This window comes from Rhodococcus sp. NPDC056516 (assembly GCF_042794655.1).
Lineage (GTDB): Bacteria > Actinomycetota > Actinomycetes > Mycobacteriales > Mycobacteriaceae > Rhodococcus_F.
This window is the reverse complement of the sequence record NZ_JBHTTG010000002.1, coordinates 668,527-686,878: the sequence shown is the minus strand read 5'-3', so window position 1 is coordinate 686,878 and position 18,352 is coordinate 668,527. Positions and strand designations below refer to the sequence as shown.

Sequence of the window (18,352 nt, the reverse complement as noted above, 5' to 3'; positions counted from 1 at the left end):
CCCATGACGGCAACAGCAGCTTTGAAGCGTTCATGGGCACTCGATCTCGACAACAAGACGTTCTACGAGTTGTTGAAGCTTCGAGTGGAGGTCTTTGTCGTCGAGCAGGCCTGCCCGTATCCCGAGTTGGACGGGCGGGACCTGCTGACGGAGACGCGTCACTTCTGGCTCGAGCAGGACGGCCAGGTGGTGTGCACACTCCGTCTGCTCGAAGAGCACGACGACGGCAACAAGAGCTTCCGAATCGGACGTCTGTGCACGTCGCGTCAGGCGCGCGGTCAGGGCCACACGACCCGCCTCCTGCAGGCCGCACTGGCCGAGGTCGGCGAAGCGCCGTGCCGGATCAATGCGCAGACCTACCTGGTCGAGATGTACGCCAAGCACGGATTCAAGGCCGACGGCGAAGAGTTCATCGAAGACGGCATCCCGCACACCCCGATGCGTCGTGGTGGGGGAGAGCCCTTCGTGGCTGTCAGCTAGTTTGTTCGAGATTTGACCCTGGTCGGCTCATGGGAAAGTGAGCCGACTAGGGTTTTTTCGATACCGAATGCTCGCGGGGAAGTCCTGTTCGATTCAGGCGCGGTCCCGCCACTGTGAAAGATCTCTCCTCTACCGATCGTCCGGGAGATCTCAGCCAGGTTGCCGCGACATTCGAGTGCAGCCAAATTCTCGGCGAGGAAACCGAGAGGTGGAGGGATATCGACGTGCGAAGTGAAGAAGATCGACCAGTGGCGGGCTTCCCGTTCAGTGCTGTGGTCGGCCAGGATCAATTGCGATTGGCGCTGATCCTGTGTGCCGTGCATCCGGGGATCGGTGGAGTCCTGGTTCGCGGTGAGAAGGGAACTGCCAAGTCGACGGTCGTGCGCGCGCTGACTGCGCTGCTGCCGGCGGTCGACGACGCCGGAACGACGCGACCGGCCCGCTTGGTGGAACTGCCCGTCGGCGCCACCGAAGACCGGGTGATCGGGTCCATCGATCTCGAGAAGGTTCTCCGTGACGGGGAACGCGCTTTCCAACCTGGACTTCTCGCGGCCGCTCACCAGGGCGTTCTGTACGTCGACGAGGTGAATCTGCTTCACGACCACCTGGTCGACGTGCTTCTCGACGCCGCGGCGATGGGACGGGTTCACATCGAGCGTGACGGCATCTCCCATTCGCATCCGGCCAAGTTCGTACTCGTCGGCACGATGAATCCCGAAGAGGGAGAACTGCGTCCGCAGTTGTTGGACCGTTTCGGTCTGGCGGTCGATGTCGCAGCTTCCCGCGACGTCGACGTTCGCATGGAAGTGGTGCGTCGCCGCCTCGACTACGAGCGTGACCCCGAGGCATTTGTCGCTCGGTACGAATCAGCCGATCAAGAGTTGGCAGCCGAAATCCATACGGCGCGTAATAAACTGGACTCCGTCGAGTTGAGCAATCGGGAGCTGCGACGGATCGCCTCACTGTGTGCGTCGTTCGACGTCGACGGAATGCGCGCCGACTTGGTGCTCGCCCGTACCGCGACCGCCCATGCCGCGTGGCGAGGCGACAGCGAGGTCACTGCGGAGGACGTGCGAGTAGCAGCGGAACTGACGCTGCCGCATCGCCGCCGCCGTGACCCGTTCGACGAGCCCGGCTTGGATCAGCAGCAGTTGGACGATGCTCTCGAGCAGGCTGATCAGGATGCCCAGTCGCAGGTCGAGGACGACGCGCGCGACGGGGAGCCCGAACCTCCCGAGAATCCCGACGGTCGCGGCCCCGAAGATGGTGGCTCCGGCGATGATGGCCCAGACGATGAGGGCCCAGACGATGACGGCCCTGAAGACCCTGACGGACCAGGTGGGGGAGTACGCGCCACTGAGCGACCCTCGGCTCCGCCCGCCGGCGAGTTCAAGGCCAAGCTCCTCGAGGTGCCTGGCGTCGGCGAAGGTGCTCCGGGACGCCGCTCGCGATCCATGTCGTCCCGCGGACGGGTAGTGCGATCCACCCGGGAGCGCGGTCATGGGCTGCATTTGACGAGCACGGTCTTCGCCGCAGCCGAGTCCCAAGTTGCGCGCGGTCGTACTGCGGGGCGGCTGCGACTGGCACCTGATGATCTTCGCAGCGCGATTCGTGAAGGGCGAGAAGGCAATCTGATCGTCTTTGTTGTCGACGCATCGGGGTCGATGGCAGCTCGCGATCGGCTCTCCGCGGTCACCGGTGCGGTCGTCTCGCTGCTCCGCGATGCCTACCAGCGCCGCGACAAGGTCGCCGTCATCACTGTTCGCGGCCGCGACGCGGAGCTCGTCCTGCCGCCGACGTCTTCGGTGGACATCGCCGTTCGCCGTCTGCAGTCCCTGCGTACCGGCGGCAAATCCCCACTCGCAGAAGGATTCCTGCGTGCCCGCGAGGTGGTTCTGCGTGAGCGCCTTCGTGACCCGCAGCGCCGCGCCCTCGTCGTCACGCTCACCGACGGCCGGGCTACCGGTGGCAAGGACGCGCTGCATCGCGCCCGCGTCGCCGCGCATCTTCTTGCCGACGCGTCTGTCGCGTCCATCGTCGTCGACTGCGAGACCGGCCTCGTTCGTCTGGGGTTGGCGGCCGAGTTGGCCCGAGAACTACGTGGCGGATACGTCCGCCTAGCCGAATTGTCAGCGCAGCAGGTCGCGGATGTCGTCCGCGCCGCAGCCTAGATCCCAGCTCAGGAGTTCACGATGCCCAAGGGTGTTCCCGAGACAGTCCCCGACGACGGTCTGACCACGCGTCAGCGTCGTAACGCACCGGTGCTCGCCGTGCACACCGGCCCTGGAAAGGGTAAGTCCACTGCCGCTTTCGGCATGGCGCTGCGCGCCTGGAACCAGGGGTTCGACATCGGCGTCTTCCAATTCGTCAAGAGTGCCAAGTGGAAGGTCGGTGAGGAAGCCGCATTCCGCGCCCTCGGAAACTTGCACGACGAAACCGGCGTCGGTGGGCCGGTGCAGTGGCACAAGATGGGCGAAGGCTGGTCATGGACACGCAAGGCCGGTAGCGAAGAAGACCATGCCGCTGCCGCCGCTGAGGGTTGGCAGGAGATCGCGAGAAGGCTTGCAGGCGAGGAACATCGATTCTATGTCCTCGACGAGTTCACCTATCCGCTCAAGTGGGGCTGGGTCGACGTCCACGAGGTCGTGCAGACACTGCGCGATCGTCCGGGCAACCAGCACGTTGTCATCACGGGACGCGACGCCCCGCAGGCGTTGATCGACGCCGCCGACCTCGTAACCGAGATGACCAAGATCAAGCACCCCATGGATGCCGGCCGAAAGGGCCAACGGGGCATCGAATGGTGAGTGTTTCCACGCCGGCCGTGGTGATTGCCGCACCTGCCTCGGGTAGCGGAAAAACGACGGTGGCAACGGGATTGATCGGTGCGCTCCGGCGGTCCGGCAGCAGCGTCGCGCCTTTCAAAGTGGGGCCGGACTACATCGATCCGGGTTATCACGGGCTCGCCGCGGGTCGACCTGGACGCAACCTCGACACTGTCCTGGTGGGCCCGGATCGCATCGGCCCGCTCTACCGGCACGGAACAGGCGGCTGCGACATCGCAGTGGTCGAAGGTGTCATGGGCTTGTTCGACGGCAAGATCGACGAGGCCAACTCGCAGCCGTCGGCCGAAGGATCGACGGCGCAGGTCGCGTCGATCCTCGGTGCGCCGGTGGTTCTCGTGATCGACGCCCGTGGACACAGTCAGAGTCTGGCCGCCGTACTGCACGGCTTCGCGACGTACGACGCGGGTGTGCGGATCGGCGGCGTCATCCTCAATCGTGTGGGCAGTGCTCGCCACGAACAGGTGTTGCGGCACGCGTGCGACAAGGTCGGCGTCGCGGTGCTCGGAGTTGTACCGCGGTTGACGGAGCTCGAGGTTCCCTCCCGTCATCTCGGGTTGATCCCGGCGGCAGAGCACGGCGCGGCCGCCGTGGCTGCGGTGGACGCGATGTCCGACCTGATTGCCTCGCACGTCGATCTCGGTGCTGTTCGCGAGCTGGCCGCATCGAACGTGAGTTCAGGTGCGTGGGATCCGGTTGCCGAAGTCGGCGAACACGGCGACTCTCGGCCTGTGATCGCCATGGCTGGTGGACCCGCCTTCACCTTCGGCTACGCCGAGCACCGAGAACTGCTGTCCGCCGCCGGCGCCGACGTCCAGGTGTTCGATCCGTTGCACGACGAGCTTCCCGCGGGAACTGCCGCTCTGGTCCTTCCCGGCGGTTTCCCGGAAGAGCACGCGTTAGATCTTGCGGCCAATACCGTTCTGCTGCAGCAGGTTCGTGACCTGGCGGACGGCGGTGCGCCGATCCATGCGGAGTGTGCCGGTCTGCTCTACCTTGCTCGCAGCCTGGACGGTCACAGCATGGCCGGTGTTGTCGGGGTGGATGCGAGGTTCGGGAAACGCCTGACCCTCGGGTACCGGGAAGCGGTCGCGATCAGCGGATCGAGCCTCTTCGACCCCGGCGCCCGCGTCACCGGGCACGAGTTCCACCGGACCTCGCTGGTCTCGGCCGACGCCGACGGGTGTGCAAGTGCATGGGGTTGGCGGCCGTGGGACGGCGGCAGCGTCCGCGAGGGATTCATTCGCGGCGGTGTCCACGCGTCGTATCTGCATACTCATCCGGTGGGGCAGCCCGAATCGATCGCGAAGTTCGTCGATGCCGCCCGAGGATGACCTCTGTCTTGGCATTGGATTCACGACGAGTGTCACCGCGAAGGACATCGTCGCTGCGGTGAACGCCGTACCTCAAGGGCGATGGAAGATCGTGGTACTCGCCACTGCGACGGCAAAAGCCGAGTCCCCGGCTCTGCTGGCAGCGGCCGATGAACTGAACGTCCCGATTGTGAGTTTTGCACCGGACGTGCTTGCGCGAGTTCAGGTTCCGTCACCGTCATCTCGCGTCGAGGATGCGATCGGGACGGCGAGCGTTGCGGAAGCGGCCGCGATCCTCGCGTCCGGGGGCGGCCTGCTCGCGCTGGCCAAGACTGCCAGGGATGGAGTGACCGTAGCCGCGGCCCGTAAAGTTCCCTCCAGCTTGAACAATTCTGACGACGAAACGGAGTGCGAGTGAGCGAGTCCACCGCAGACGAGACCAACTACCTGGTCGGCCTCAACCTGACCGATCGACGCGTGGTCGTGTTCGGCGGTGGCACGGTGGCTCAGCGCCGTCTCGGACTGCTTGTCGCATCCGGTGCCCGTGTTCACGTCATCAGCCGCGCGTTCACTCCAGCGGTCGAAGGCATGGCCACGGCCGGGCAGATCACGGTCGAAGAGCGTCCGTACGCCGATGGTGACCTCGAAGGTGCGTGGTACGCCATCGCGTCGACCGACGAACCGGAAACCAATGCGGCGATCGTCGCCGAAGCGGAGCGTCGCCACATCTTCTGCGTGCGGGCCGACAACGCGAAGCACGGCACGGCGGTAACTCCCGCCAGCGCCGAGTACGACGGTATGAGCATCGGAATTCTGGCCGGCGGCGATCACCGTCGTTCGGCAGCGGTCCGCACCGCCGTCGTCGAAGGTCTTCAGTCGGGCGTACTCGCCGATACGGCCGAGCCTGCCGCTGCGGGCGTAGCCCTCGTCGGTGGTGGCCCCGGTGACCCCGATCTGATCACCGTGCGCGGACGCCGGTTGCTCGCTCGTGCCGACGTCGTCGTCGCCGACCGATTGGCTCCACCCGAGTTGCTCGCCGAACTGGGTCCGGACGTCGAGGTCATCGACGCCGCGAAGATTCCGTACGGCCGCGCCATGGCACAGGAGGCCATCAACGCCGCGCTGATCGACAATGCCAAGGCCGGCAAGTTCGTCGTCCGACTCAAGGGTGGGGACCCGTACGTCTTCGGGCGGGGATACGAAGAACTCGAAGCGTGCGCCGCCGCCGGCGTTCCGGTGACCGTAGTGCCCGGAATCACGAGCGCGATCTCCGTCCCGTCGGCCGCAGGCATCCCGGTCACCCACCGCGGCGTCACCCACGAGTTCGTCGTCGTGAGTGGGCACGTGGCTCCAGATCATCCGGATTCGCTGGTCGACTGGTCGGCGCTGGCCAAGCTGCGCGGCACGATCGTGCTGCTCATGGCGGTCGAGCGCATCGATCAGTTCGCCAAGGCGCTCGTCGACGGTGGACGCCCGGCAACCACTCCGGTCATCGTCATCCAAGAGGGCACACTTCGTACTCAGCGTGAGGTTCGTGCCGATCTCGCGACCGTTGCTCAGCGCGTCAAGGACGAGGAGATCAAGCCCCCGGCGATCATCGTGATCGGGCCGGTCGCGGGCTTTTCTGTCGACGCTGGGTAACGTGAAGTCTTGTGTCTGATTCCCCAACGTCTGAAACTGCCTCGGCGAATGCCCCGATAGCGACTCGAGTCATCGGGCTCGCCATCATCGTCCTGAGTGGTTTGCAGATGATGGTGGTGCTCGACGGCACCGTCGCAAACCTCGCGCTCGCACCGCTGCAGTCTGATCTCGGACTGAGCGACAGCGGTCGCAACTGGGTTTTGACCTCTTACGCGTTGGCCTTTGGCGGGCTCATGCTGCTCGGTGGTCGACTCGGCGACGCGTACGGGCGCAAGAAGATGTTCATCGCGGGCGTCTCGCTGTTCACGGTGGCATCTCTTCTGTGCGGTCTGGCACTGAACGAAGGCATGTTGATCGCAGCGCGGGCGCTTCAAGGCGTCGGAGCAGCCGTTGCGTCACCTACAGCCTTCGCGCTTGTGGCTACGACCTTCGCAGCGGGCCCGGCACGAAATCAGGCAATCGCGATTTTCGCAGCCATGACGGGCGTCGGATCGATCGCCGGTCTGATCATCGGCGGCGCATTGACCGAGGTCTCGTGGCGTCTGATCTTCCTCATCAACGTCCCGATCGGCATCGCGCTCGTTGCGATGGCGTTCCGCGCCCTCCGTGAGACTAACCAGAAGCGACTCGCGTTGGATGTGCCCGGCGCGATCCTCGCGACGCTCGGATGTACCGGCGTCGTGTTTGCGCTCACCGAGGGTCCGGAAATGGGGTGGGGGAGCATCGCCGTTGTCGGTGCGTTGACGGCTGGTCTGATCGCCCTCGCCGCTTTCCTCTTCGTCGAGCGAACTGCAGACAATCCGCTGTTGCCGTTCTCGTTGTTCGCAGATCGCAACCGCGTCGCGACGTTCCTCGCCATCTTCTTCGTCGGTGGCGCGATGTTCAGCATGACGGCCTTCGTGGCGCTCTTCGTGCAGGACATCATGGAGTATTCACCGCTGCGCGCCGGCATCGCGTTCATTCCGTTCGCGTTCGGATTGGGTGCCGCTGCCTCCGTTGCATCCAAGCTCGCAGTGAAGATTCAGCCGCGGTGGCTGGTCCTCACCGGCGTCGTGATCATGATCGTGGGACTGCTGTACGGGTCCACTCTCGATTCCGATTCCACCTACTTGGCCAACTTGTTCGTGCCCGTGATCGGGATCGGATTCGGTATCGGCCTCGCGATGGTGCCCTTGCCGCTGTGCGCGATCGCTGGTGTCCCCGAGACCGAGATCGGCCCGCTGACCGCAATCTCGCAGGTTGCCCAGACGCTCGGTGGACCGCTGGCACTGTCGGTGATCGGTGCGATGGCGACGTCGAAGACGCTGTCTCTCGGCGGCACTTCGGGCAAGGCCGCGGACATGAATCCGGCGCAATTGATCGCACTCGGCGAGGGATACACCTTCGCGCTCGTCGGCTGCGCAGTCTGCGCTGTGTTCGCCGGTATCGCAGCTCTGTGCATCAGGTTCACGCCCTCACAGGTTGCCCAGGCGCAGGCGGCGGAGAAGGCAGCTCAGGGAATCGCCTGATCAGTCCTGTTTATCCGCTTCGCTAGCCGATACGATCGTTGCAGGACGTGCCGAGAGTCTCGACGAATCGGGGTGCCGTGATGCGGATCGCGGACATATTGCGAAACAAGGGCAACAGCATCGTCACCATTGACGCCCACACGACGGTGAACGGGTTGCTGTGCGATCTCGCCCGTCACAACATCGGCGCCATGGTGGTGATCGACGATGGCGCGGTTGTCGGGATCATTTCCGAACGAGACGTCGTTCGACGCCTGCACGAGCGCGGACCTGATCTTCTCGACACACCGGTCTCCGAGGTCATGACGGCCCTGATGTACACGTGCATTCCGGCAGACGCCGTGGACAGCATTGCCGCGATCATGACTGAGCGTCGAATCCGCCACCTGCCGGTGATCGAGGACGGGAGCCTGCTCGGCATCGTGAGTATCGGGGACGTGGTGAAGAGTCGCATCGACGAACTCAAGAGTGAACGCGATCAACTGGAGTCGTACATCGATCAGGGCTGATCGATAGGTCGTCTCACGGTGACTACTCTCGTGTGATGGCTGCAATCGAGGAATCCACAGCAGACACGGTCACCATCGTGGCCGGACTGGAGAGCACCTTCGCTGACGAACTGGGCGCTCTGACCGTGCCGTGGCATGGTGCTACCGCGCCTGCCCCGCAATTGCTCGTTGTGAACGAGCGGCTGGCTGCGTCGTTGAGATTGGACGTGACAGCGCTGCGAAGTGTGGACGGGGTTGGCGTCCTGTCCGGATCGACGGCGCCGGTCGGGGCCACACCGGTTGCGATGGCATATGCGGGTCATCAATTCGGTGGCTACGCACCAATTCTCGGGGACGGTCGGGCGTTGCTACTCGGTGAGCTCGTGAGCAGCGACGGTCAGCGAGTGGACCTGCATCTGAAGGGCTCCGGGCCCACGCCGTTCTCTCGGGGCGGCGACGGGTATGCGGTCGTCGGGCCGATGCTGCGCGAATATCTGGTCAGTGAGGCGATGTATGCCCTCGGTATCCCCACTACGCGCGCGCTGTCGGTGGTGGCGACGGGTCGGCACGTTCGCCGCAGTGGCGCCGAACCCGGAGCTGTGCTTGCACGGGTTGCGTCGAGCCATCTTCGAGTGGGGACCTTCGAGTTCGCGGCCAGGCAGGGCGAGGTCTTGCAGTCGCTCGCCGACTACGCGATCGCGCGCCACTACCCGGAGCTGACCGAACTGCCGACATCGGGGGCACACAATCGCTACCTGAGGTTCTTCGAGAACGTGGTCGAGGCGCAGGCGTCACTGGTGGCGAGGTGGATGCTCGTCGGTTTCGTACACGGAGTCATGAACACCGACAACACGACAATTTCGGGGGAGACCATCGATTACGGTCCGTGCGCCTTCCTCGACGCCTTCGATCCGGCGGCCGTGTTCAGCTCGATCGACCGCGGCGGCCGCTATGCGTTCGGCAATCAGCCCGGTGTCTTGAAGTGGAATCTGGCGCGCCTCGCGGAAACACTGTTGCCGCTGATCGATTCCACACCCGACGATGCGATTTCCGCGGCGTCGGCAGTTCTCGACACCTTCGACGAGCGCTACGAGGGACACTATGCGGCCGGTATGGCGGCAAAGCTCGGTTTGGGCTTGCCGATTGTCGATCGGACGCTTGTCGACGATCTGCCGACGTTGTTGGCGGAACACGGTGCTGATTGGACGGGCAGTTTCCGCGCTCTCGCGGACGAATTGCGCGGAAATTCGGCGCCCCTCGACCAACTCGTGCCAGGGGAGCACATCGCGCCGTGGTTGCAGCGGTGGCGCGGCGCCCTGGCGGAACAGGGACATGGGGGTGTGGAGACCGCTGGCGCGATGGATCGCGTCAACCCGCTGTACATTCCGCGCAATCATCAGCTCGATGCTGCCCTGCGCGCCGCGAACGACGGCGACCTCGTTCCATTCGAGAAGCTGCTGGAAGTGGTCACGCACCCGTTCGACCGGCGCGACGAGTGGGCTGCCTACACCGAGGCGGCCCCGCAGTCCTTCAGAGAGACGTTCCAAACCTTCTGCGGCACTTGACAGACAGACGAATCCATCAATCCGTCAGGATGATCAATTCACGCTCCGACGCGATCTCCACCCGCAGTCCCGCTTTCGACGCCACCCGCGCAACACCTTTGATGTCCGTGGGTTCGGCACGCGAGACCACAAGCGCACGGGCGAGCAGACCCTTGTGGTGCTTGTTGAAATGACTGACCACCGTGCGGGTGCCGTCCGGCTTTTCGGTGAGCACGGTCGCGATCAGCGCGTCCGGAACCGGTCCCAGGTCCTGGTAGGTACCCGATCGTAGATCGATCACAAGTCCGTCGGCTTCGGCGGCCAACGCCTTCGGCAGTTCCGGCTTCCACAGTGAGCGGAGCGTACCCATCCCGGGCAGTTTGGACCCACCGGAGAGGCGGTACGCGGGGATCAGATCACCGGCGCGGACCGCACCGAACAGGGCGGAACCGATAGCGATCCGGTCGAGAGCCTTGGCCTTCTGGGCGCGGGTGAACGACTTGGCGTCGAGTGCGTCGAAGAGCACCCCGGTGTAGCGCTGCAGCGCGGGCCGCGTCGCGGACACCCAAAGCTTGGCGTTGCGCTCCACTTCGTCCGCTTGCGTCGGACCAAGGCCGAGCGCTTCGCACGACGCCTCGACGTCGGCGGCCAGATCGACCAGCGTCTGAACCAGCAATTCGCGCGTTTCGGTCAACTGGGGCATCGACAGTTCGGCCAGATCGAGGGGCGCATCCTTGCCGCCGTCGGACTTGGTTTCTGAGGGAGGCAGCAGTACAAGCACGCTGTAACCGTACCGAGGCCCGCTCGGCCGACTGCGGCGACTATCCTTACACCTCGTGATTACCCGTCTGTCCCACCTGTTCCTGCGTACCCTGCGTGACGATCCCTCGGACGCCGAAGTTGCCAGCCACAAACTGCTGGTTCGTGCCGGCTACGTGCGTCGTATCGCTCCAGGCGTCTACTCGTGGTTGCCGCTGGGATTGCGGGTGCTGCGCGAGGTAGAGCGTGTTGTCCGTGAAGAAATGAATGCCATTGGCGGACAGGAAATCCTCCTGCCTGCGCTGCTCCCGCGCGATCCTTACGAAGCGTCGAACCGCTGGACCGAGTACGGCCCCAACCTGTTCCGCCTCAAGGACCGCAAGGGCAACGACTACATGCTCGGCCCGACCCACGAGGAGCTCTTTGCTCTGACGGTCAAGGGTGAGTACAACTCCTACAAGGATTTCCCGGTCACCCTGTACCAGGTGCAGACCAAGTATCGCGACGAAGAGCGTCCGCGTGCGGGCATTCTGCGCGGTCGCGAGTTCCTCATGAAGGATTCCTACTCCTTCGACCTGACCGACGAAGGCCTGACGGAGTCGTACCAGGCGCACCGCGGCGCCTACGAGAAGATCTTCACGCGCTTGGGCGTCAAGTACGTCATCGTCTCGGCCACCTCCGGTGCCATGGGCGGCAGCGCGTCCGAGGAGTTCCTCGCCGAGAGCGAGATCGGCGAAGACACCTACGTGCGCTGCCTCGAATCCGGCTACGCCGCCAACGTCGAGGCCGTCAAGACGGTTGTTCCCGACGCGATTCCGTTCGACGGACTGCCCGAGGCGAAGGTGTACGACACCGCGAACACACCCACCATCGACACCCTGGTGGACTGGGCGAACGGCGCCGACCTCGGCCGTACGGTCACCGCGGCCGACACCCTCAAGAACATCATGGTCAAGACCCGCCTGCCCGGCGGCGAGTGGGAACTCCTCGGTATCGGCATTCCCGGCGACCGTGAGGTCGACGAAAAGCGTCTCGAGGCTTCACTGGAGCCGGCCGAGTTCGTGATGATCACCGAGACGGACTTCAAGAACAACCCGTTCCTGGCCAAGGGCTACATCGGCCCGAAGGCGCTGCAGGCCAACGGTGTTCGCTACCTCGTCGATCCGCGCGTCGTCGACGGCACCAGCTGGATCACCGGCGCCGACGAAGACGGCAAGCACGTGGTCGGCCTCGTCGCAGGGCGTGACTTCACGCCGGACGGAACCATCGAAGCTGCCGAAGTTCGCGACGGCGACGCCTCGCCCGACGGAGCCGGTGCGCTGGTCTCGGCTCGTGGCATCGAGATCGGGCACGTCTTCCAGCTCGGCCGCAAGTACACCGACGTCTTCACCGTCGATGTCCTCGCCGAGAACGGCAAGCCTGTCCGCCCGACCATGGGTTCGTACGGCGTCGGCGTCTCGCGTCTGGTGGCCGTCATTGCCGAGCAGCACCATGACGAGAAGGGTCTGCGTTGGCCCGCTGAGGTCTCACCGGCCGACGTTTACCTCGTCATTGCGAACAAGGACGAGACCGCTCGCGAAGGCGCCGAAGGCCTCGCCGCGCAGCTCGACCGCGCGGGACTCGAAGTGATCCTCGACGACCGCAAGGCATCGCCGGGCGTGAAGTTCAAGGACTCCGAGCTGATCGGTGTTCCGCTGATCGTTGTCGTCGGCCGTGGTTGGGCAGACGGCAAGGTCGAGATTCGCGACCGCTTCACCGGCGAGAGCCGTGAGATCGACGCCGACTCGGCGATCGAGGAGATCATCAGCGCAGTTCGCGGCTGATTCGAATAGGCGTCTGGGCCGCCGCAGCCACCTTCCGAGGTGTCTGCGGCGGCCCTTCTTTTCTGCCACAATCGTGGCTATGGAACGCGAACCGGATTGGGCAGAAGTCGACGGCTATCTCGTTTCCACGTTGGTAGGTGAAGATCCGGTTCTCGACGCGGCACTCGCCGCCAATTCCGAGGCAGGTCTCCCGCCCATCGACGTGGCGCCGAACCAGGGCAAGCTCCTCAACCTTCTGGCGCGAATGTGCTTGGCGCGCAATGTTCTCGAGATCGGAACGCTCGGCGGATACAGCACGATCTGGCTCGCTCGCGCGGTCGGTCCCTCGGGCCAGGTCATCACGCTGGAATTCGATCCCACCCACGCGGATGTCGCTCGGGCGAATATCGAGCGGGCCGGCGTGGCGGACCGGGTCGACATTCGCGTCGGCGCGGCTCTCGACAGTCTTCCGTCGATCGCGAAGGAGGAGTTGGGACCTTTCGACTTGGTCTTCATCGACGCCGACAAGGAGAACAACACCGAGTACGTGCGGTGGGCTTTGGCCCTCTCGCATCCCGGAACCGTCATCATCGTGGACAACGTGGTGCGTGGGGGACATGTGTCCAACCCGGATATCGACGACGAGCGCGTCAAAGCGAGTCGAGCAGTGTTGGAGATGATCGCGGCCGAACCGAAGCTCGACGGCACTGCCATTCAAACCGTGGGTTCGAAGGGGTGGGACGGGTTTGCCGTTGCAGTAGTGAACGAGTGAGCGCAGACTCGAAGCGGTGAGGATGCTGGGGGCAGCAAAAGCGGCGTGGCGGTGGGTGCGCAGTGCACCCGGTACGTATGTCTGGCTTTTGGCCTTGCTGTTCACCACACTGTTCCTGCGGCATCTGCCCGATAACGTCGAGGAACGATTTCTCGGCAAGCGCTCGACCAATCTGCATCACCTCGCCGAAGACCCGCTTCGAGTCCTGTTTTCGAGCGCCTTCTGGCTCGAGGGTGGCGGATGGTTGGGATACCTGGTGCTATTCACGATCTTTCATGCCACAGCTGAGCGTTGGCTAGGGACGTGGCGATGGTTGTGTGTTGTCGTCATTGCCCACGTCGGAGCCACATATATCAGCGAAGGTGTTCTGTACGAAGGTATTCGGCACGGCTACGTGGCGGAGTCCGCGGTCAACACTCTCGACGTGGGTGTGAGCTACGGTCTGGCCGGCGTCATGGGGATTCTGGTGTACCGCATCGTCGATCCGTGGCGGTACGTCTACCTCGCGGGCTTGTTGCTCTTCTACGGGGTACCTCTGATTTTTGCCACCAATTTCACCGCCATCGGCCACATGTCCGCGTTGTTGCTCGGGTTGGCGTGCTACCCGATCACGCGTGCTCGGGCCGGTACGTGGAACCCGATGGACCTGTGGCATTCGCGAAGAATCGCAGGTCTTCCATGAATCGCACCGCGGAAAGTTACCCGCTGGTAGTTTAGCGTCATCGACGAAAGGTAATGACGTGTCTGGCACCGATGGACTGCTCTTCAACCCCCATACTTACGATCCCGCTCAGTTCGATCCTGAGACCCGCCGCCTGCTCCGAGCCACCATCGAGTGGTTCGAGAGCCGCGGCAAGAAGCAACTGCTTCAGGATGACCTCGACGCCGTGTGGGTCTCCGACTTTCTCGAGTTCGTCGGCAAGGAGAAGTTGTTCGCGACGTTCCAGACTCCGGCGGCATTTGCCGACGGTGACGAGAACCGTCGTTGGGACGGTGCCCGCAACGCAGCCTTGAGTGAGATCTTCGGTTTCTACGGGCTCGCGTACTGGTACGCGTGGCAGGTCACGATCCTCGGACTCGGACCGATCTGGATGAGTGACAACGACGCTGCGAAGAAGCGTGCAGCACAGGAGCTTGCCGACGGTGGTGTCATGGCGTTCGGGCTGTCCGAGCGCGATCACGGGGCCGACGTCTACTCCACCGACATGCTTTTGACTCCCGCCGACGGTGATGTCGTCTTCCGAGCGAGCGGCGAAAAATACTACATCGGAAACGGCAACGTCGCCGGAATGGTGTCCGTGTTCGGGCGTCGTACGGATGTCGAGGGTCCCGAAGGCTACGTGTTCTTCGTCGCCGACAGCGCACATCCGAACTATCAGCTCGTGGATAACGTTCTGCGTGGGCAGATGTATGTCAGCAACTTCCGCCTCGAGGACTACCCGGTGCGTGAGGAAGACATTCTGCACACCGGCGTCGCCGCATTCGAGGCCGCACTCAACACGGTCAACGTCGGAAAGTTCAACCTCTGCACCGGCTCCATCGGGATTACCGAGCATGCGTTCTTCGAGGCAATCACTCACGCACAGAATCGAATTCTCTACGGCAACCCGGTCACGGACTTCGCCCACGTTCGCGCCGCCTTCGTCGACGCGTACTCACGTTTGGTCGCGATGAAGCAGTTCAGTGCGCGGGCGGTCGACTACTTCCGCAGTGCCAGCCTCGAGGACCGTCGCTACCTGCTGTTCAACCCCATGACCAAGGCCAAGGTCACCTCCGAAGGTGAGAAGGTGGTCGGGTTGCTGCACGACGTGATCGCGGCCAAGGGTTACGAGAAGTCCACGTACTTCCGCGAGGCAGCGCAGATGATCGGCACACTGCCCAAGCTCGAGGGCACCGTTCACGTCAACGTCGGTCTGATCCTCAAGTTCTTGCCGAACTATCTGTTCAACTCGGCGGAGTTCCCGGAGGTCGTCACTCGCGACGACGCCGCCGACGACGAGTTCTTCTGGAATCAGGGACCTACCCGCGGCGCTGCGAAGATTCAGTTCCACGAGTGGAAGCCCGTCTACGAGAAGCACTCTTCGATTCCGAACGTCGCTCGTTTCTACGAGCAGGCGATCGCGCTCACCGAATTGCTCACTGCTGCAGCGCCGGACGCGCAGCAGCAGAAGGATCTCGATTTCATGCTCAACGTCGGGCACCTGTTCTCCCTCGTCGTCTACGGTCATCTGATTCTCGAGCAGGCCGAGATCACCGGACTCGACGTCGACGTTGTCGATCAGATCTTCGACTTCCAGATCCGCGACTTCTCGGGATACGCGATCGCACTGCACGGAAAGCCCTCGTCGACGCCGGAGCAGCAGCAATGGGCACTGGCCGCGGTGCGTAAGCCCGTGGTCGACGGCGAACGCTTCGACCGGGTGTGGCAGCAGGTCAAGGCGTACGACGGTGCATACGAGATGCGCGCGTGACCGCCCCGGTGACACGTGAGCAGTTGATGGCCGTCGTGGAGGGATCCCCGAAAGCCGTCGGCGCGCATGACCGCTCGACGTGGGTTGCTCTGTTTGCCGGCGACGGGCAGATCAACGACCCTGTTGGTTCGCGTCCGCACAACGGTCAGGCGGCGATCGAAAGCTTCTACGACACGTTCATCGCCCCCAATTCGATCACCTTCCATGTCGAGCGCGACATCGTGTGCGGCCGGACGGTGTGGCGCGATCTGAGCCTCGCTACCGAAATGTCGACCGGAGTCGTTCTCGACGTTCCGATGCACTTGCGTTACGACTTGGTGGGGGAGCCCGATTCCTTGCGGATCGGAACCCTCTATGCGCATTGGGAATTGGCGACGATGTTGAGCCAGCTCGCTACTGCTGGTGTGGCAGGGGTGAAGGCGGCCGCGAAGTTGACCCCACAGCTGCTCTCGAACCAGGGGATCGGCGGGGCGCTCGGGTTCTCACGCGGCATCTTCGGAGTTGGAGACAAAGGCAAGAAGGCAGCGTCGCGGTTCCTCGATGCGGCCGCCGTCGGCCGGACGCCACCGGTACCCGTCGAGCTTCCGGCGGGCACACAGTTGTCCAACGCTGATGTCAACGCTCTGCTGACGGGCGTGACGAAGAGCAAGATGTTGGTTGCCGGTCGAACTGTGACGGCGAGCGTCATCGTGTGCGGGGAACCAGCCATCGCACTGTTCGGCTTCGAGGCGAGCGGTCATCGCCTCAACCGGGTGCGTTTCTTCACCGAGAGCTGATATCGAGAGCCCTCCACATGCAGGTCAGGCTCGGCGCGCCACTCCGGCGCGCCGAGCCTTTCGGGTTCCGGTTGTTGTCAGAGGGCCCCGAGATCCGCGGACAGCCAGTGCTGCGGGTCCATGAAGATCGCCACCTGCTCGCCCAACTGAGATCGTGCGAATTCAAGGTATCCGTCGACCTTGTCCGGAGTCAGGTAGCGCCGCGAGACTTCGACCAGCATCTCGTCGGTGCCCGGAACGATCTTGTCGACGGATCCGCTGACACTGACGTAACGGATTGTCGGATCAAGCCTTTCGGCCATCAACGAGAAATGACCGGCCGACGCGATGAGCTGCGCTTTTCGCGAATCCTTTCCCGTGAGGATCCACGGTTTGCCGCCGGGTGAGTACAGGTACCAGATCGGGACGGTCAACGGGCCGCGCTCGGGACCGTCCGATACCGATAGTGCCCCGATGTGGGGCTCGGACAGAAACTGTTCACGCTCATTTTCGGAGAGTGCCATTCCTCGAGATTACCGCGACGTTTGACATGGCGTTGTGACTCCGTACACAATCGGTGTGCTCATTATGAACGGGCGTTCGCAATGCGAACATCGATCTGGACTACTGGATCTGAACCGGTAGCGAACGCCCACAAGCAGTGAATGTCGAGGATCCGATGACCGCACCGCATACGCAGTCGAGTTCAACCACCGGTTCGCGTCGGGTGAGTGCCGCAATGTGGGTAGCACCGTTGTGTTGGATCGCTGTGCTCCTGGACGGATTCGACCTGGTCGTACTCGGCGCGGTGATTCCTTCGCTTCTCGACTACGACGCATGGGGATTGAGCACAGGCACGATCACGATGATCTCGACCTTCGGGCTCGTCGGCATGACCATCGGCGCCCTCGTCATAGGCACTCTCACCGACGTCATCGGTCGACGCCGCGCGCTGCTGTACGCCGTTGCTGCCTTCTCGATTCTCACTCTGTTGTGCGCAATTGCGCCGAACCCCTTCATCTTCGGTCTGCTGCGCTTCCTGGCCGGTGTGGGACTGGGTGGCGCCCTGCCGACTGCATTGGCTCTGGTCAACGAATTCTCGAAGAAGCAAGGCGGCGGATCTGCGTCGACCTTGCTGATGACCGGCTATCACGTCGGCGCCGTTGCCACCGCCGCGCTGGCGCTCGTCGTGATCGAACCTTTCGGTTGGCGAGCGATGTTCGTTGTCGGCGCACTTCCTGCCGTCGTCCTGATTCCGCTCATGTTGCGGTATCTGCCGGAATCTCCGTCGTACCTTCTCGCTCACGGAAAGCGTGCCGAAGCCGAGGAAATCGCTGCCCGTTACGGAGTTGAACTCGAGGCCGCGCCTACCTCTGAAGCTGGGCGCGCCGAAGCTGCCAATCCCGTTCGCGCACTGTTCTCTTCGAAGTTCCTGCGCAACAGTATCGCTATCTGGATCACCAGTTTCATGGGCTTGCTGCTCGTCTACGGATTGAACACGTGGCTTCCGACAATCATGCGTGAGGCCGGTTACAACCTCGGGGCGTCGTTGACGTTCCTTCTGATCCTCAATGCCGGAGCTGTCGTCGGACTGTTGATCGCCGGGGGTGTCGCGAACAAGATCGGCCCGCGTACCGCCGCCATCGTGTGGTTCGCCGGAGCGGCATTGTTCCTGGCACTTCTAAGTGTGAAGGTGTCGTTCGGGATCTACGTGATGGTCTTCCTCGCCGGATGCTTCGTGTTCAGTGCACAGGTGTTGGTCTACGCCTTCACCAGCGCCAATCATCCTCCTCAAATTCGCGCGACAGCGCTCGGATGGTCGGCCGGTGTCGGTCGGGTCGGTGCGATCTGTGGCCCGATTCTGGGCGGAGTTCTCCTGGGCGCGGGCTACGCCGTGCCGTGGGGCTTCTATGCATTCGCGCTTGTCGGTCTGCTCGGTGCAATTTCGATCTCCTGCACACGGGTACGCATCTGAA

The 18,352-nt window shown here is 63.5% G+C and carries 17 protein-coding genes; 15 read left to right on the top strand and 2 right to left on the bottom strand.

Annotated elements, in window-relative coordinates:
• The first annotated feature begins 3 nt into the window (after window positions 1-3).
• The 9 genes from ACFQ6Y_RS08260 (at window position 4) to ACFQ6Y_RS08220 (ending at window position 9,838) form a co-directional block, all read left to right on the top strand.
• A complete protein-coding gene (locus tag ACFQ6Y_RS08260) occupies window positions 4-480 on the top strand; it encodes a GNAT family N-acetyltransferase (protein WP_003942808.1) in 477 nt (158 codons plus the stop codon).
• Between the two features lie 224 nt (window positions 481-704).
• Complete coding sequence (locus tag ACFQ6Y_RS08255; RefSeq protein ID WP_378630927.1) at window positions 705-2,651, top strand: magnesium chelatase subunit D family protein; 1,947 nt, start codon at window positions 705-707, stop codon at window positions 2,649-2,651.
• A 21-nt stretch (window positions 2,652-2,672) separates the two neighbouring features.
• Complete coding sequence (gene cobO, locus ACFQ6Y_RS08250; protein WP_378630925.1) at window positions 2,673-3,287, top strand: cob(I)yrinic acid a,c-diamide adenosyltransferase; 615 nt, start codon at window positions 2,673-2,675, stop codon at window positions 3,285-3,287.
• On the top strand, window positions 3,281-4,657 hold the full coding sequence (locus tag ACFQ6Y_RS08245; RefSeq protein ID WP_378630923.1) for a cobyrinate a,c-diamide synthase: 1,377 nt from the start codon (window positions 3,281-3,283) through the stop codon (window positions 4,655-4,657). The genes cobO and ACFQ6Y_RS08245 overlap by 7 nt, the downstream gene beginning before the upstream one ends.
• On the top strand, window positions 4,641-5,054 hold the full coding sequence (locus ACFQ6Y_RS08240) for a cobalamin biosynthesis protein (protein ID WP_378630921.1): 414 nt from the start codon (window positions 4,641-4,643) through the stop codon (window positions 5,052-5,054). The genes ACFQ6Y_RS08245 and ACFQ6Y_RS08240 overlap by 17 nt, the downstream gene beginning before the upstream one ends.
• Window positions 5,051-6,277, top strand: coding sequence for a uroporphyrinogen-III C-methyltransferase (gene cobA / locus ACFQ6Y_RS08235; RefSeq protein WP_283303818.1), 1,227 nt, complete (start codon window positions 5,051-5,053; stop codon window positions 6,275-6,277). The genes ACFQ6Y_RS08240 and cobA overlap by 4 nt, the downstream gene beginning before the upstream one ends.
• Before the next feature lie 11 nt (window positions 6,278-6,288).
• Complete coding sequence (locus ACFQ6Y_RS08230; RefSeq protein WP_378630919.1) at window positions 6,289-7,785, top strand: MFS transporter; 1,497 nt, start codon at window positions 6,289-6,291, stop codon at window positions 7,783-7,785.
• Between the two features lie 80 nt (window positions 7,786-7,865).
• The gene (locus ACFQ6Y_RS08225) at window positions 7,866-8,294 is read left to right on the top strand and encodes a CBS domain-containing protein (RefSeq protein WP_378630917.1); all 429 of its coding nucleotides are present in this window, start codon (window positions 7,866-7,868) and stop codon (window positions 8,292-8,294) included.
• A 35-nt stretch (window positions 8,295-8,329) separates the two neighbouring features.
• Window positions 8,330-9,838 (top strand): YdiU family protein, encoded by a 1,509-nt coding sequence (locus ACFQ6Y_RS08220; protein ID WP_378630915.1) that lies wholly within the window; start codon window positions 8,330-8,332, stop codon window positions 9,836-9,838.
• Between the two features lie 16 nt (window positions 9,839-9,854).
• Here ACFQ6Y_RS08220 and yaaA read toward each other — a convergent pair whose 3' ends face one another.
• Window positions 9,855-10,598 carry a peroxide stress protein YaaA gene (gene yaaA, locus ACFQ6Y_RS08215; protein ID WP_007735009.1) on the bottom strand — a complete coding sequence of 248 codons (744 nt, stop codon included), beginning with the start codon at window positions 10,596-10,598 and terminating at the stop codon, window positions 9,855-9,857.
• A 55-nt stretch (window positions 10,599-10,653) separates the two neighbouring features.
• Between yaaA and ACFQ6Y_RS08210 the strand changes: the two genes are divergently transcribed.
• The 5 genes from ACFQ6Y_RS08210 (at window position 10,654) to ACFQ6Y_RS08190 (ending at window position 16,397) form a co-directional block, all read left to right on the top strand.
• Window positions 10,654-12,399 carry a proline--tRNA ligase gene (locus tag ACFQ6Y_RS08210; RefSeq protein ID WP_378449472.1) on the top strand — a complete coding sequence of 582 codons (1,746 nt, stop codon included), beginning with the start codon at window positions 10,654-10,656 and terminating at the stop codon, window positions 12,397-12,399.
• A 79-nt stretch (window positions 12,400-12,478) separates the two neighbouring features.
• A complete protein-coding gene (locus ACFQ6Y_RS08205; RefSeq protein ID WP_378630913.1) occupies window positions 12,479-13,150 on the top strand; it encodes an O-methyltransferase in 672 nt (223 codons plus the stop codon).
• 22 nt (window positions 13,151-13,172) lie between these two features.
• On the top strand, window positions 13,173-13,832 hold the full coding sequence (locus ACFQ6Y_RS08200) for a rhomboid-like protein (protein WP_003942804.1): 660 nt from the start codon (window positions 13,173-13,175) through the stop codon (window positions 13,830-13,832).
• A 58-nt stretch (window positions 13,833-13,890) separates the two neighbouring features.
• Window positions 13,891-15,621 (top strand): acyl-CoA dehydrogenase family protein, encoded by a 1,731-nt coding sequence (locus tag ACFQ6Y_RS08195; RefSeq protein ID WP_378630911.1) that lies wholly within the window; start codon window positions 13,891-13,893, stop codon window positions 15,619-15,621.
• Entirely contained in the window at window positions 15,618-16,397 is a 780-nt protein-coding gene (locus ACFQ6Y_RS08190; protein ID WP_347872214.1) for a nuclear transport factor 2 family protein, read from the top strand. Before ACFQ6Y_RS08195 ends, ACFQ6Y_RS08190 begins: the two co-directional genes overlap by 4 nt.
• 77 nt (window positions 16,398-16,474) lie before the next feature.
• Here ACFQ6Y_RS08190 and ACFQ6Y_RS08185 read toward each other — a convergent pair whose 3' ends face one another.
• A complete protein-coding gene (locus ACFQ6Y_RS08185) occupies window positions 16,475-16,900 on the bottom strand; it encodes a pyridoxamine 5'-phosphate oxidase family protein (protein ID WP_317555043.1) in 426 nt (141 codons plus the stop codon).
• Window positions 16,901-17,055: 155 nt separating this feature from the next.
• Between ACFQ6Y_RS08185 and ACFQ6Y_RS08180 the strand changes: the two genes are divergently transcribed.
• Window positions 17,056-18,351, top strand: a complete 1,296-nt coding sequence (locus ACFQ6Y_RS08180; protein WP_378630906.1) for an MFS transporter — start codon at window positions 17,056-17,058, stop codon at window positions 18,349-18,351.
• Window position 18,352 lies beyond the last annotated feature (1 nt).

What these genes read in the sequence shown, in the direction of transcription:
- ACFQ6Y_RS08260 (WP_003942808.1), top strand. Translation starts at nt 4, where the DNA reads ATGACGGCAACAGCAGCTTTGAAGCGTTCATGGGCACTCGATCTCGAC.
- cobO (WP_378630925.1), top strand. Translation starts at nt 2,673, where the DNA reads ATGCCCAAGGGTGTTCCCGAGACAGTCCCCGACGACGGTCTGACCACG.
- ACFQ6Y_RS08245 (WP_378630923.1), top strand. Translation starts at nt 3,281, where the DNA reads ATGGTGAGTGTTTCCACGCCGGCCGTGGTGATTGCCGCACCTGCCTCG.
- ACFQ6Y_RS08240 (WP_378630921.1), top strand. Translation starts at nt 4,641, where the DNA reads ATGCCGCCCGAGGATGACCTCTGTCTTGGCATTGGATTCACGACGAGT.
- ACFQ6Y_RS08225 (WP_378630917.1), top strand. Translation starts at nt 7,866, where the DNA reads ATGCGGATCGCGGACATATTGCGAAACAAGGGCAACAGCATCGTCACC.
- ACFQ6Y_RS08220 (WP_378630915.1), top strand. Translation starts at nt 8,330, where the DNA reads ATGGCTGCAATCGAGGAATCCACAGCAGACACGGTCACCATCGTGGCC.
- ACFQ6Y_RS08205 (WP_378630913.1), top strand. Translation starts at nt 12,479, where the DNA reads ATGGAACGCGAACCGGATTGGGCAGAAGTCGACGGCTATCTCGTTTCC.
- ACFQ6Y_RS08200 (WP_003942804.1), top strand. Translation starts at nt 13,173, where the DNA reads ATGCTGGGGGCAGCAAAAGCGGCGTGGCGGTGGGTGCGCAGTGCACCC.
- ACFQ6Y_RS08185 (WP_317555043.1), bottom strand. Translation starts at nt 16,900, where the DNA reads ATGGCACTCTCCGAAAATGAGCGTGAACAGTTTCTGTCCGAGCCCCAC.
- ACFQ6Y_RS08180 (WP_378630906.1), top strand. Translation starts at nt 17,056, where the DNA reads ATGACCGCACCGCATACGCAGTCGAGTTCAACCACCGGTTCGCGTCGG.